This window comes from Propionigenium maris DSM 9537, from assembly GCF_027925155.1.
Lineage (GTDB): Bacteria > Fusobacteriota > Fusobacteriia > Fusobacteriales > Fusobacteriaceae > Propionigenium > Propionigenium maris.
Genome location: NZ_BSDY01000025.1, coordinates 1 through 14,168 on the forward strand (window position 1 = coordinate 1; position 14,168 = coordinate 14,168).

Annotated in this window: 9 protein-coding genes; all 9 read left to right on the forward strand. The window is 38.9% G+C overall.

Annotated features, from left to right (window positions below; all coding sequences use genetic code 11):
• Positions 1-372 precede the first annotated feature (372 nt).
• A complete protein-coding gene (locus tag QMG11_RS16775) occupies positions 373-5,397 on the forward strand; it encodes a hypothetical protein (protein WP_281837476.1) in 5,025 nt (1,674 codons plus the stop codon).
• Positions 5,398-5,434: 37 nt separating this feature from the next.
• Positions 5,435-6,886 (forward strand): autotransporter outer membrane beta-barrel domain-containing protein, encoded by a 1,452-nt coding sequence (locus QMG11_RS16780; protein WP_281837477.1) that lies wholly within the window; start codon positions 5,435-5,437, stop codon positions 6,884-6,886.
• Positions 6,887-7,540: 654 nt separating this feature from the next.
• Positions 7,541-7,846, forward strand: coding sequence for a MarR family transcriptional regulator (locus QMG11_RS16785; protein ID WP_281837478.1), 306 nt, complete (start codon positions 7,541-7,543; stop codon positions 7,844-7,846).
• A gap of 55 nt (positions 7,847-7,901) precedes the next feature.
• Positions 7,902-8,435, forward strand: coding sequence for a mechanosensitive ion channel domain-containing protein (locus QMG11_RS16790; protein WP_281837479.1), 534 nt, complete (start codon positions 7,902-7,904; stop codon positions 8,433-8,435).
• Between the two features lie 772 nt (positions 8,436-9,207).
• On the forward strand, positions 9,208-9,678 hold the full coding sequence (locus QMG11_RS16795) for a C-GCAxxG-C-C family (seleno)protein (RefSeq protein ID WP_281837480.1): 471 nt from the start codon (positions 9,208-9,210) through the stop codon (positions 9,676-9,678).
• A 1-nt stretch (position 9,679) separates the two neighbouring features.
• A complete protein-coding gene (locus tag QMG11_RS16800; protein ID WP_281837481.1) occupies positions 9,680-10,615 on the forward strand; it encodes a TDT family transporter in 936 nt (311 codons plus the stop codon).
• A gap of 394 nt (positions 10,616-11,009) precedes the next feature.
• A complete protein-coding gene (locus tag QMG11_RS16805) occupies positions 11,010-11,564 on the forward strand; it encodes a hypothetical protein (RefSeq protein ID WP_281837482.1) in 555 nt (184 codons plus the stop codon).
• 205 nt (positions 11,565-11,769) lie between these two features.
• Positions 11,770-12,045, forward strand: coding sequence for a hypothetical protein (locus tag QMG11_RS16810; RefSeq protein ID WP_281837483.1), 276 nt, complete (start codon positions 11,770-11,772; stop codon positions 12,043-12,045).
• A gap of 267 nt (positions 12,046-12,312) precedes the next feature.
• Positions 12,313-13,818 carry a nicotinate phosphoribosyltransferase gene (locus tag QMG11_RS16815; RefSeq protein WP_281837484.1) on the forward strand — a complete coding sequence of 502 codons (1,506 nt, stop codon included), beginning with the start codon at positions 12,313-12,315 and terminating at the stop codon, positions 13,816-13,818.
• Positions 13,819-14,168: the final 350 nt, after the last annotated feature.

A 14,168-nucleotide genomic window follows, 5' to 3' on the forward strand; every position in this document is an offset into this window, starting at 1 on the left:
TAGTTTGAGGTATATACATTACTGGTCATATCCTTTCGAGTAGAATTTTGTGTGGTAACTCAATTATTACTCTATATTGGATATGATTTTTAATTTTTTGTGAATTACTTTTGCAACACTCTATTTAATCGATAATTAAAAATATATAAAACACACTTCTAATGTTTTGATCCACAAGGGGGTGGTACCCATGTATATAACTTATGATTAACAACTAGGATCAATCACTGAATTATTAGGAGGGATCTTTCTATGATTCATATTGAAACAGTGTAGTTTATTTCATAGGGTTATTAAGAGATAAACTACAGATTTTCGTGAATGCTTATTTTATTTGCATCCTTCAGTTTAATGATAAAGGAGGTAAGGGATGTGAAGGACAACAATTTAGCTGTAATTGAAAAGAAAGTAAAAAGTTTATTTAAGAAAAAGTTTCGTGTCACACTGGCTCTTGTTGTTTCTCTGATGATTAGCGGAGTAGCTTCAGCTGTAGAACCAATATTTCCCAGAGAAGAGGGCAGCAGTCTTATCTGGACCTGGACAAGTAGTGGAGACAGAACTCATGATACGGAGTACGGTGTTGAGGTGGTGGAACCAGAAGGCGGCTATCCAAGTGCAGATGAACTTCTCACATCGAAGATAGAAGTGGATCTGATAAATTTACATGTGTTAGAAGTTAGTAATATTACGGGAGAAAACACTTCCGGAATATATATTCCAGGAACGGATAAGCTTTTTGAGTTTTATCTCGACGAAGAAACCTTCCCATATGGAAATTCATACTTCAAAGTGGACAATCAGGGGAGATTAGATGTAGAAGGCAGATCAGCGTACGGAATCCACGTGGAATACCGGGATGAACCTTCAGAGGAGCAGATCCAAGTACTGGCAGAGGATGTCACTGAAGAGGAGGAGGATCCTGTATATGCCTATCCAGACATAGAGATATCCAACAGCGAAACTGGAGAAGTGGCTGTTTCGGGAGAGGTTAATGCTGAAGGGATAAAGATAGATACACCATTTACCAAGGTTGATATAGGCAATGAGGGAAGCATCATAGCCCAGGTAGGTGTAGAGGATACTGCAGAAATCCAGAGAGAAGACTTTGGAGGTGCCACAGGAATAAATGTACTTCTTCCGGCAGAGGAGAAGGAAGCGACAAACCCGACCCCTGAATGGATAGAAAGTGGAATAGTTTATTCCAGTGAGGAGGGGGAAATATCTTCCCTTCCAATGGATATAGATATAGAGAATAAAGGCGTGATAGAGGCCGGTGTTGAAAACAGAGATGTAGCAAGGATAATGGGAATACATGTAGGAGAATACGATGACCACACCCTTACAGACTCCACAGAGATTGTAATAACAGAGGAAGAAGAGGCCTTAAGTTTGGCGGCCCTTGCAGAAAATGAACCGGTAATAGCTCCCCTGGCCAGCGATCATAGTAGCGGGGGAAGTCACAGTCACGGAGAGAGCGGAGGATGCGGGACTAAACCTCTGGATGCCATGGTGTTTACTGACATAACCAATGAGGGCGAAATAAATATAAGGGGTAATAATCTTTCTGCTGTCCAGGCTGTGGGGATAAACTCAAGGATGCCAGAAGGAACCCAGACAACAATAAAAAACGGCGAAAATGGAAGTATTCATGTGGATGTAACACTGACCGATGCAAGACAGACAAAGATAGAGGAGGACCCCACTTCGGGAAATCTCTACGGTATAAATGTGTTTAACAGCGGACGGCCTTCAAGGGTAGATAGTGTGAATGCAGGAGAAATAACGGTCGAAGGAGAAATTACTAAATCCAGCACTGAGGATGCTAGCGACCCTGTGGGAATCCAAGCCTTTGGTATAAAGAATAAGGCCAGAGGAAGGGATTCTGTGGCGGATATAAATAACAACGGAAGTATCTCTGTAACCTCTATAGAGAGGCAAAACACCGCTGATATGGACTATACCTATTATAATGACACAGAGGGTAAGGAGATATTCGGAGCCAGAGCCATAGGTATAAATGCTACTTCTGCAGGTAGAGGAGCATATACCGAGGTGACAAACGGAGACTACGATCTCACAGTGGATACAGAAGCCATGGGCAGGATCTATGCAGGTGAGGATGTGGTCATCTATGATGAGATAGTGGCCCAGATACAGAAGGAGTATGAGGATAGGCTGGGTGAGTTCTACACTAACAGCTATTCAGGTGACGAAGGAGTGCATGTATCAGCAAAAGCAACTTCTGAATATGGTTATGCTGAAGCTAAGGGAATATGGGCCACAGCAGAGGCCATAGAAAATTCACAGTTTGTATACAACTCCGAAGATTCTAAGATATCAGCAGAGGCCAATGCTTTACATAGAGGAGCAGAGGCCCTTGGAATAGAAAGTGTCAGCTACCAGAATACTGTGATAAACCAGGGAGATATAGAGGTAGCCAGCGATGGTAAGACTGCCACAGGAATAGGAATCCTCGCTGAGGTATCTGAGATAGAAGAGGAAGAGATGAACGAACATGCCAGAAAACCCGAATTTTTAGGACCAGAAATAGGTATGCCTCCAGACCTTCCTGGAAACAGGGATGACCACCAGGGCGGTGAAAACAGCGGCGGCGGAGAAGAGACTGTTGCCCTTGCACTGGAAGAATCTGCAACTTATGAAGCCCTTCCTGTATTAACAGATGAAGAGGGAGGAACCCCCAACGGTGAAGTGAGCCAGGGAGACGCAGGATCAGGAGAAGGGGGAGTGACAGACACAAAACAGCCTGAGATAGGTAAGAGAAATAAATATGTCCTCAATACCGGAGATATAGAGGTCAGAGTAAATCAGCCTCCAGAAGATGATCTTGAAAATGAAACTATATTTGCTCTGGGAGCCGGAATATCAGTGAGCAGAGTAGTCCTTGAAACAGTCAGTGGGGATAGAGTCAGGGACTTTGAAGAGAAGGAACCTGCTGTCTTTGCTTTAGCTTCTGTAGAAAGCGGGGATGATCTAGACGGTACGGCAGGTGCTACTACAGCCAGTCCAGATGAGAGTCTCACCCAGGAAGTCACCAATAACGGAAATATCGATGTGGACGTAAAAGGTAATACAGCCCTTGCTTCGGGAATAAACTCACTGACTAAGGTAGAGGTGCGGTTCGATACAGACGGCGACGGTGTCAGCGACGGAGCAGATATTGCCCCTACAAACCCCGAATTGTCAAAGGATTTAGACGGTGACGGTATAGATAACAGTATCGATCCTGATGCAGACGGTGACGGTTTCTATAATGAGAAATATATCAGCTCTCTATCTCCTGAAGAGGCTGAAGGTTTATTAGTAGACTACTTTGACCACGACAGCGACAACGACGGAATAAACAACAGGAAGGACAACGACGATGACGGCGACGGAATTCTGGATATATACGATGAATCCTTAGATCAGGGATACGGATATGATCCTATTACACCAGAGGAATATGAGAAGTTTATGAACACTCCAGGCGGAATGCCTGAAAACCTCATAGAAACAAGCGGAATCCTGGAGCCTGAGGAGGCTGAGATTAATACCAAGATCATAAATAACGGACTTATAGACGTTGAAGCAGTTTCTGAAGGCGAGGGGGGAATAGCCATAGCCAACGGTATAGCAACAGATGTAGTATGGGAAGGACTGCAGAAACCTGTCTATGAACCATATCTTATGCCAGCCCCTATGCATTCTGAGGTAGAGGGAGCAGAGATAACAATAATAGAGAAAAACTATGAAAACTTCAAAAACGGTGAAGAGGCCCAGATAATTGTAAGGGCACAGAGTGAAGGTGGCACAGCAGCAGCCTTTGGTATGAGGATAGGAAACTACTATGCAATAGATGATGCAGCGGAAGAGAGAACCCCTGTAACAAAACACTATGCCGGAGACTACGAGGAAACAGAGGATGGAAAAGTGATCACAGAATATGGCCTTGAAAACGCCGGAAATATTACAGTAACTGCAGAGGGCAGAGATGCAAAAGCCTTTGGTATGATGAGCGGATATTACAAGGAAAGCGGTAAAGCAGGAGAGGAATTTGTGGTATCTACTGTGAAAAATACCGGAGATATCATTATTAATCATTCTGGTTCAGAGAGCTCCGAGGGAGCAGGCATAGTGGCCTTTGCAGATCAGCAGATAGAATACCTTCCTGTGGTAATGGATGGAGGAGTTCTTCTTCCTGCAGCTGAAGAAGAAGGCGGGGCAGTCACCGCTGATACGGAAGTAATCCTGGAAGACTACGTGATAAAGGAGCCTGAAGAGGCAGTTGTCAGAGTAGAGAACAGCGGTGATATAAGGGTAGCCGACTCAGGTAGAAGCTACGGAATATATGCAGGAATAAACCCCGTGGAGGATATAGAAGGCAACGATTCAATAAACGATCCAATCAAGGTGAGGGAGATCGACCTGACCGATGAGGACCGTTACGAAATCTCAGGGGAAGCTATCATAGCAGAAACCCACAGTGGAAACGACCAGGAACCGGTGGATAAGCAGATAGGAACCCTCTATACAGTTAAAGACACAACCACCGAGGAAGAGTACCAGTTTGTAATGCATGCTCCTGAAGACAGCGGAGAGGAGATGCCGGAGAAGATATATGTGGTAGATGAAGGTGGAGATATGACTGCCTATGCTGATGAAACCTATAAACTTGGAAAAACTCACCTAGAAGTAAACAACAGCGGAACAGTCAATGCAGGAGGCGGAATCGGAATATATCTCGCGTCTGAAGGTACAGTAAAAAACAGCGGAACAATCAACGCTTCTCAAGCCATAATCGGTTCAGAAGGGGATGATTTGATCGAACTCTTAGGTGGAAGTGTAATTGATGGAAATATCGAAACCAGAGGTGGAGATGACAGGCTCAGCCTAGATTCGGGAAGCTTTATGAATGGTAATATCGATACCGGAATAGGTAATGACAGGGTTGAAATCTCCCAGGGAGCTTCACTGAATGGAGATATCCGTTTAGGAGCTGGAAACGACAGGCTCAGCCTAGGTAAGAACAGCTTTATGAAAGGTAACATCGATACTGGAATGGGTAATGACAGGGTTGAGATCTCCCAGGGAGCTTCACTGAAAGGTAATATTGATTTAGGACCTGGAAATGACACCCTTACAATGGAGGGAGGAGGATTTGCTGAAAATGCCGATGAAACTACTATGTATACAGTGGACGGCGGAGAGGGATATGACAGGATAAACCTCATAGGAAGTGAGGAAAATTCAGAGCTAAATGTCCTCGACAGAAAGATGCAAAACTTTGAAATGGCCAAAATAACCGGAAATTGGAAATTAAAGCATGAAGAGGGATTGAATATACCTAAAGGAGGCAGAATAATCAATAAAGGTAAGATAGAATTTGACGGGAAGTAAATTAACAAAAGGTTTTTAGGTTTAAGGAGAGGTAGCCATGATGAATAATAAAATGACATTGAATTTACTTAGTATTTTCATGATATTAGGAAAAATTTTATTAGGAGCCACCCTGGATTTTGATGATTTCAATGGTACAGGCAAGTTTATAAATGCCAAGGGGGGCACTATTACCTCTCCTGATGGCCTACCCTATGACGATGTAAGAGGAACGCTCTATGTATCGGGAGACTTTGGAGAAAACGATTACTCGGACATCATAGAGACCGATGCTGTATTTAGTGCTTTAAATTTTAATGGTCTTGTAGTTTCTGATTCTCCTGTATACGAAGCCGAGATAGGAAATATACCTTCTACATCCAGTTATTACTTTGTACTCACCAGAAACAAGTTTGACGAAGGAGTAATAGAAAACAGGGAGCTTGGGAGGATACTTGAATTGGGATATTTTGATGATAATAGTTTCTTAAAAGATAATTTTTATAATGAAATCAAAAATTTTTATTCTAGCAGTGACTTAAATGATGCAGTGGAAGAGACCTTTGGGGTTAACTATTTTCCCCTTGTCACCAAACAAAATCTGGAAATATTTACCAATGCCAATACAAGTGTAATGGATTATGTATCTGATATAGACGAGTATTTTCCTGTTGGCTATGTAAAGATGCTGGGAAACTATATCTATCAGGAGATCCATGTAGATAGAGCAGATAATTATGACGGGTATGAAACCAACAGCAGTATAATATCCTTTGGTGCTGAAAAGAAACTTAATGAAGATCTAAAGGTTGGAGTTATGGGTACCTTTGTAGACTCAACTACAGATATGGATAACTACAAGGCTTCAAGAGATGATTTTTTCTACCTGGGACATTTATTTGCAGCATATAGAGACGAGACCATTACCTATACCTCTATGCTGTCTCTGGGAGGTGCTCATACGGATATATACAGGTTTAACAGCAGTTCTCTGGGGGACTTTATGAATGAATCCGATATGACCAGTTATTTTGTGGGATTAAATAATTCTGCATACAAGAGATTCCAGGCAGGAAAATCATATATCAAACCAGGAGTAGAGTTAAACATTCTAGGACTTAAGCAGGGAGCTATAACTGAAAATGGAAATTACGGATTGGAAATTGATAAAATTAATACGCTTTCTGTAAAACCGGGCTTAGGACTTGTAGTTGGAAGTGATTTTGGTATAACTCACAAAACCAAGGCAAATCTGGAGGCTGATATAATAGGTTATGTAGAAGTGGGAGAGCCCTATAAAGATATGGATGTCAGGATGAAAACAATAAGCTCTGAGAAAGCAGCAATAGAGAAATATGACTACCATCATTACCATCTGAATATATCTTTAAAGCAGAGTCTAAAGAGTACCAATGGACTAAACCTATCTCTAGTGGAAAAATGGGTTCTTTTTGAAAATCAGGACAGGTTTGAATTTAATCTGGGATTAGAGGCGTATTATATTTTTTAACAAACTAAGACATAGTGACGAATAACTTTATTTGTCACTATGTTTTTTGTTGCTTAAATATAAAGAAATAATAAAACTAGATATAATCCTCCATTAGCTTTAAGAATCCTTATAGAAGGAATTTTAAAGGGAGTTTCCAGAAGTTTGATGCTAAAAAACTCAATAAAACCAACTCCTAACCACAAATGTACAATTAGAGTTAAAGAGAGTGCTAAATACCAGACACTCAGGCTGATGGTAGAACGCTCTATTAGATACTCATTAAAATTTAACTCCAAAGTTTAATGAGGTTAAGTCTATTTTTTATGTCATTTTAATAGGATCTCTGGCTAATTTCTTTAGAGGGTGGTGTTTTTCAAATGAACTATCTTATCCTGGAGCCGGTTACCTCAGAAGGATGAAAAACTACAGCAATAAAAAGCAAGAACAATTGACAATATCAATGTAACAAGATGCTGAATATGATATTATTTGCTAGAAATAAGGCAGCATACCACTACTAAAGAAGGAGAACTCAGAGATTAGCTGATAAATAAAACTAATGGATACAGGAAAGGGGAAATAAGCTGATTTTATTTACTGGTCTTTTCGATAAAGAGGAGAAACAGAAAGTTTTTAGCTTAAACAGAGGAGAGATAATTTGGATAAAAGAGGGTGGTAAGGATAAAGGGAGTTTTAGAAATTCACAGAGAATTAGTTTTGTTTAAATCTCTAATCAAGAAGAAAGATTTAGGGGTGACCTACAATGAATTGATGTTACTGGTAGTTTTAAATGGTGGGTCCACACAGGTAAAAGAAATATGTGAAAAAACACTATTGGATAAAGGTACCATAGTCAGGACTCTGGATAAGTTAATTACCAAAGGTCATGTGAGGAAGGTGGAAGAACCGTCTTCAACTTATATCATTTCAACGATAGGTAGAGAGGTGATAGGTCTGGTAGAGAAGGAGTACAAGTAAATGGCTGTATTTTTTCGATGTTAGATGTAATCTATAGGTTTGCAAAGGAGGGAGAATGAATAATTTTTCAAATGTGCTGGTTACATTAATAATACTAGTGGGTATGTATCTATTGAATAATTTGGTAAAAAAAATAGTTATTAGTTTTGGTCAAAGAAACAAACTTGGAGAGGAAAGGGTCTTCAGAGCTGTGAGGTTTATAAATTTCTTCGTAGCAGTAGTGGTAGCCTCTGGTCTGCTGCTTGTATGGGGGGTGCACCCTAAAGAGTTTTTTCTTATAGTAGTAACTGTATTTACTATAATGGGTACTGCGTTCTTCGCTGCCTGGTCAAATCTAAGTAATATATCCTCCGGAGTGATACTATTCTTTAGTTATGATCTCAGAATAGGTGACAGGATAAAGATAGGGATTGGTGAAGATGTAACAATTGGAAGGGTTAAGGAGATGAACCTGTTCCATGTGGAGGTAAGAACAGATGAAGGCGATACTGTAATACAACCAAATAATCTGATGATTCATCAAAAGATAACGATAATGAAAGGGAGAAGAAGAGAGGGATTTGATTATTCAAAAGAAGCAGCAGCTTAGAAAATATTTTACTGGGTCAGCACTCATATAATTAACTATAAAGCACTGTCAGGAGTACCAGTAGTTCAGTAACGAGGACGAATATCTAGAAAAGTGATATCTAATAGAAAAGGCACTCGATTTATCCAGTGTCTTTTTAAATTCATAAATATAGAAGCTTCAAATTTAACAGATTACATAATATTTTAGATGTGAAAACACCCCTTAATACAATAAAAGTCTTAAATGTAAGTGCTCAACTCAGACTTTGTTTAAAATGAAAAAAAGTTAGGCAGCCAATAACTTTTTACAGTAATAAATGTTTTGTTGTCTTAATATAGAAAACTTTTATCCAAACCTGAATGAACAAACACTATTAATGTAAGTATTGACAACTATTGTGAAAGTGATATAAAATTGATTGAAACAAACTATTTTGGAACAATAAAGGAGGTTGAAGTGAAAAAGAATTATTGAAACTGACAATTATCAAAGGTTTCCGGTGGAAATTGTAAGATCAACTGTAAATGGATAGCATAAAGAAAGTTGTTTCAGATAAATGAGTGTTTTTATTTTCCTTTCTTGTAGAAAACTACACCTATTCATTTCTTTTTAATTTCTGTTTAAATTTTATTTTTAATTTCAAGTTAGTAAATTTAGAAAGGAGTCCTAATGGGATTCAGCTTTGTTTCGCAGGCTGTAGTATTTTCAGCTGTGGAAATTTTAATGTGTAGTCAGAGTGTGCTGCATTTTTTGTTGTGCAATCTATAATTAATACAGGGGAGGAAATGCTATGAAAATGGAAGTGAGTGTTAAAAAAATTAAAAGTGATGCAGAGGGTCTTTTTAGAAGGGGAGAATACTTTTGTTCTGAGGCAATAGTATCCTCTATCAGAAGTAATTTTGAGCTGGATATGCCAGAGGAGATGATAGCTATGGCTTCTGGATTTCCTGTGGGAATAGGAAGATCTAAATGTGTCTGTGGAGCAATCTCAGGAGGGATAATTGCCATAGGGTATTTCTTTGGTAGAACCAAGGGAGGAGATTCTAGGGTAGAAAAGGCTCTGGCTCTTGCCAATGAAATGCAGGAAGAGTTTAAGAAAAACCACAAGGTACTGTGTTGTCATATCCACACCAAGGGAATGGATATGGCTTCTGGAGAACATAAAGATCAGTGTGTAGGCTTCACAGGAGAGGTAGCGGAGATAGCAGCAAATATAATAGTAAGGGAACTGGGGATTAAAAACCTGGACTTGGAGGTATAGAATGATAGAAGGTGTAAAGAAAACTCCCACACCTATAGCCGGACTTATGCTGGCTCTTGCAGCAGCTGGAAACCTCATGGCTTCCTACGGTATGGGAATTCGGAACTTATTTGGAATGGTATCTTTTATTATATTTGTTTTTATTGTAGCAAAGAATTTTATGAATCCAGATTCATTGAAGGAGGACCTTAAAAATCCAGTTGTGGCAAGTGTTGTTCCCACATTTTTTATGGGAGGAATGGTACTCTCTACCTATGCAAAGCCATATATAGGTGGAGGAGCCTTTGTGGTATGGGGAGTATTTGTAATGCTGCATCTTTTCATGATGGTCTTCTATACCAAAAGATTTTTAATGGATTTTAAGATTAAAAAGATATTTCCAAGTATATTTGTAGTCTATGTAGGAATAGTAGTGGCCAGTGTCACAGCACCTGCCTATGGAATGCAAGGTTTAGGGAAGGCATTATTTTGGTTTGGTTTGATATCCTATCTGGTACTCTTGCCAATAGCAGGATATAGGGCAATAAAGGTGAAAGGAATACCTGAACCAGCACTTCCCACCCTTGTGATATTTGCAGCACCGGCAAGTCTTTGTCTAGCAGGATATATGAGCAGCTTCCCGGAGAAAAGTGTGTCAATGGTAATATTTCTGACGACGCTATCTTTGATTATGTACCTTATTGTATTGGCCTTACTTCCTAAGCTTTTAAAGGTAAAGTTTTATCCGAGCTATTCTGCCTTTACATTTCCATTAGTAATAAGTGCAATTGCAATGAAGATGACTAACGGATATCTGAAAGCAGTATGGAAAAGTAATGCTCTGGAAGGGATAGTTAAATTTCAGGAAGCGATTTCAGTGACAGCAGTACTCTATGTACTCTTTTGTTTTGTACAATTTTTATTTGTAAAGAGGAGAGCAGTAACAGAAAAGGCATAAGTTGCTAGAGAATTAATTAGGGTGGGATAATATTTGTTATGTTCCACTGAATAAAGCTATCGCAACTTTTTTCTTTTTCAAGTTCACTTTAAATATAATTTACAAGAGTAAAAAAGGAGCTATTTTTAGCTCCTTTTTTTATAGATGGGTTTGATTAATAAAATATACTGTATATGGCAGCTAAAAACTTAAAAAAGCTTTAGGAAAGCACAGGTAAAAAATTTTGTCAGGTCACTTTCCAGGAAAATATTGTACTTGAGAGTGGGTGAATCTTAAGAAAATTAAGTTTACATCAATTATCGTGAACAGCTATTCTTTAAATAAAATATATGTGCTATAATTCATTCAAATCAAATTTTAACGGAATAGCAATCGTTTTAATCAGGAGGTTGATATGAAAAAAATATTAAGTATCTTATTTTTATTAATGACATTAACAGCTTTTGGATCACCAATACTACCACAAAATTCCAATATTATGGTCAAGATGGATTCTACAATAGATTCCAACTCGGCTTTTGATGGTCAGATATTTACAGGTACTCTTCAGAGTAATATGACACTCCAGAATGGAGAAGTAGTTCCTGCGGGATCAAAGATATTTGGAAGGGTAATAGCTTCCAACTCAGCAGGAAATATATCAGGAAGCTCCAAGCTGGCAATAACCCTGACAGAAATGCAGGTAGATGGCTTTAACTATGGAATCAATACTACAGCAATAGGTTTTGAGGGAGAAAATCAAGCAGCGAGTACAGTAAGAACAGCTACCAGAACAGCGGCAGTTGGAGGACTCTTTAATAAAGCAAGGGGTTCAAGTGGATCCCAGGGACTTAAGGTAGGAGGAGCTCTAGGAGCAGGTGCAGGGATACTATCTAATAATGGAGCAATAGCAATAAGAGCAGGAGAGATACTACAATTTAGAACAACTACAGCAGTGGTAGTGGGATAATAGTTAGCTGAGCCGGAGGTATATCCTCTGGCTTTTTAATTTTCAAATAAACATCTTGCAAAGAGTTCTTAAAGTTTCTTCCAATAGTTTTTTTGTTGATTATCCCCTCTTCCAAAGTTAAGCTTGATTAAGGAGAGTAATATTTATGAATGGTAGAGGAGATTATTTAAAATCAGAGATGGCATAGAGAGGGGAGGGGGAGTAAATGAGACTGGAAGTAGCCACTTACAGGTTTGGTGAATATGATTTTTTAGAGGAGCTTGTGGAAAGGAATAGCTCTATATATGTATGGATCTACCTAAAGGGTAAGCCCCTGCTGAACAGGGAGGGAAAACATCTGAAAAGAGCCTTTGACCAGAAGGAACACTCCCTTCACATAAGGAACTTTTGCAGAAAGTTTGCAGAGGATGAAGAGTACCGAAAGAAATTTATCTCAGAGTATGAATGGGATCCCTTTGAAGAGAAGAATGATAAAGTTTAATATAACTCTCGATGTAAAAGGACCTCCAAGTGAAGAACCTTTTGTATGTTTAGACTGGAGTTTATTTATACCACTATGTTTTTACCTCATAAAGGTAGGTTCCTGGTCGCACCCTATTCATTCGGTAAGAAAGTAAAAGGAGTCTAAGTATGGGCTCTACTAGCGTCTAGGTTGAAATATAAAGAAGATTTTCAATGAAGGAAGACCTCCAATGCGTAGGAATATTATAGTATTAAGGATTTTAATAAAATTATATGAGGTACTTTTATGAAAAAAAGGAGAATATTAACAGAGTTTGCAAGGGTGATCAATTCGGATCGTTACCAATATACTGAAAGTGATGTGCTTCTTATGGAGGAGATGCAGGACAGGGAAGCTGTTTTTGATATGTTCTTCCGGAAAACAGAGGATGGGGGATTTGCTGTAGTCAGCGGGATTCAGGAAGTGATCTCCCTTGTGGAAATACTGAATACAACCCCTGAAGAGGAGAAGCGAAGATATTTTTCAGAGATAATAGAGGAAAAGGAGCTCTTGGAATTTTTGGTGAAACTTAAATTTACAGGAGAGATATACGCTATGAGAGACGGCGAGATAGTTTATCCTAATGAACCTATAGTAACGGTTAAAGCACCGCTAATTCAGGCAAAAATACTCGAAACTCCGATACTCAACATTATGAATATGAACCTGGCCATAGCTACAAAGGCCTCCATGGTAACCAGAGCAGCTAATCCAGTTCCTGTTTCCTCCTTTGGAAGCAGAAGAGCTCACGGGTTTGACAGTGCCGTATCAGGGAATAAAGCCGCCTATATAGGGGGATGCTCAAGCCACTCCAACTTAGTTACAGAGTATACCTATGGGATTCCAAGTGTTGGAACCATGGCCCACTCATATGTACAAGCCTTTGGATTGGGAAGAGAAGCTGAAAAAGAGGCTTTTGATGCTTTTATAAGACACAGAAAAACCAGAAAAAACAATACCTTAATTTTATTGATCGATACCTTCGATACTCTGGAGATAGGAATAAAAAATGCAGTTAAAGCATTTAAGAATGGTGGGATCGACGATTCCTATGAGGGATTATATGGAATAAGAATTGATTCAGGGGATCTGGCATATTTTTCAAAAAAATGCAGAAAAGCCCTCAATGAAGCAGGACTTTTTAAGGCTAAGATATTTTTGACCAGCTCCATCGATGAAGGGGTGATCAAGTCCCTGAAGGTACAGGGGGCAGAGGTAGATTATTTTGGTGTTGGTGACGCAATAGGTGTCAGTAAATCTAATCCATGTTTTGGAGGGGTTTATAAGATTGTTGAAGTGGATAAAAAACCTGTAATGAAACTATCTGAAGATGTAATAAAGATATCCAATCCTGGTTTTAAGGAGGTTTACAGGATCTATGATGCTGACGGGATAGCTTATGCAGATCTGATTACCCTGGTAAGATCCGACGAAGACAAGGAAAAATTAATCAATAACGAGGATATTGTGATTAGAGATGAAAAGTATGAATTTAAATCAAGTAAACTAAGGAGCGGGGAATACTCCATTAAATTACTCACAAGGAAATATGTTCAGGGTGGAAAAATAATGGATGATTACAGGGAACTGTTGGACGCAGACCTATCCAGAGAATATTATTTAAAAGGTCTGGAAAAGATTTCCATAGAAAGAAGGAGACTGGAAAATCCTCATACCTATAAAGTAAACCTTTCCATACCGTTGATTAATCTGAAATATGAACTCATAAAAAAGATCAAGGAAACCATATAAAGAACCTCCCTTTGTCAAAATCTTTATAAAGTTACTATAGTTGAAATCATTTTATCAGAAAAGTAAAATAATAATGATTGTGAAGGTTTCTTCTATTATCAATATCTTGAAATTAAAAACTTTATGTGATTTTCGATATATTAAGGCCTCCAGTTGGAGGTCTTTTTTCTATGTTCAGGCTGGAGCTTATTCATAAAGGGGTATCTTTTAGCCTCAGAAATACAGGTAGATACCTGAGATATATCCTATCTATATACCAGGTGTGATAAAAAAGCCTAGGTGTAAAAACACTTAGGCACGAATAAGATATAGATTTAAGACCCTAACCAATAGATTTGATCTAATGACTG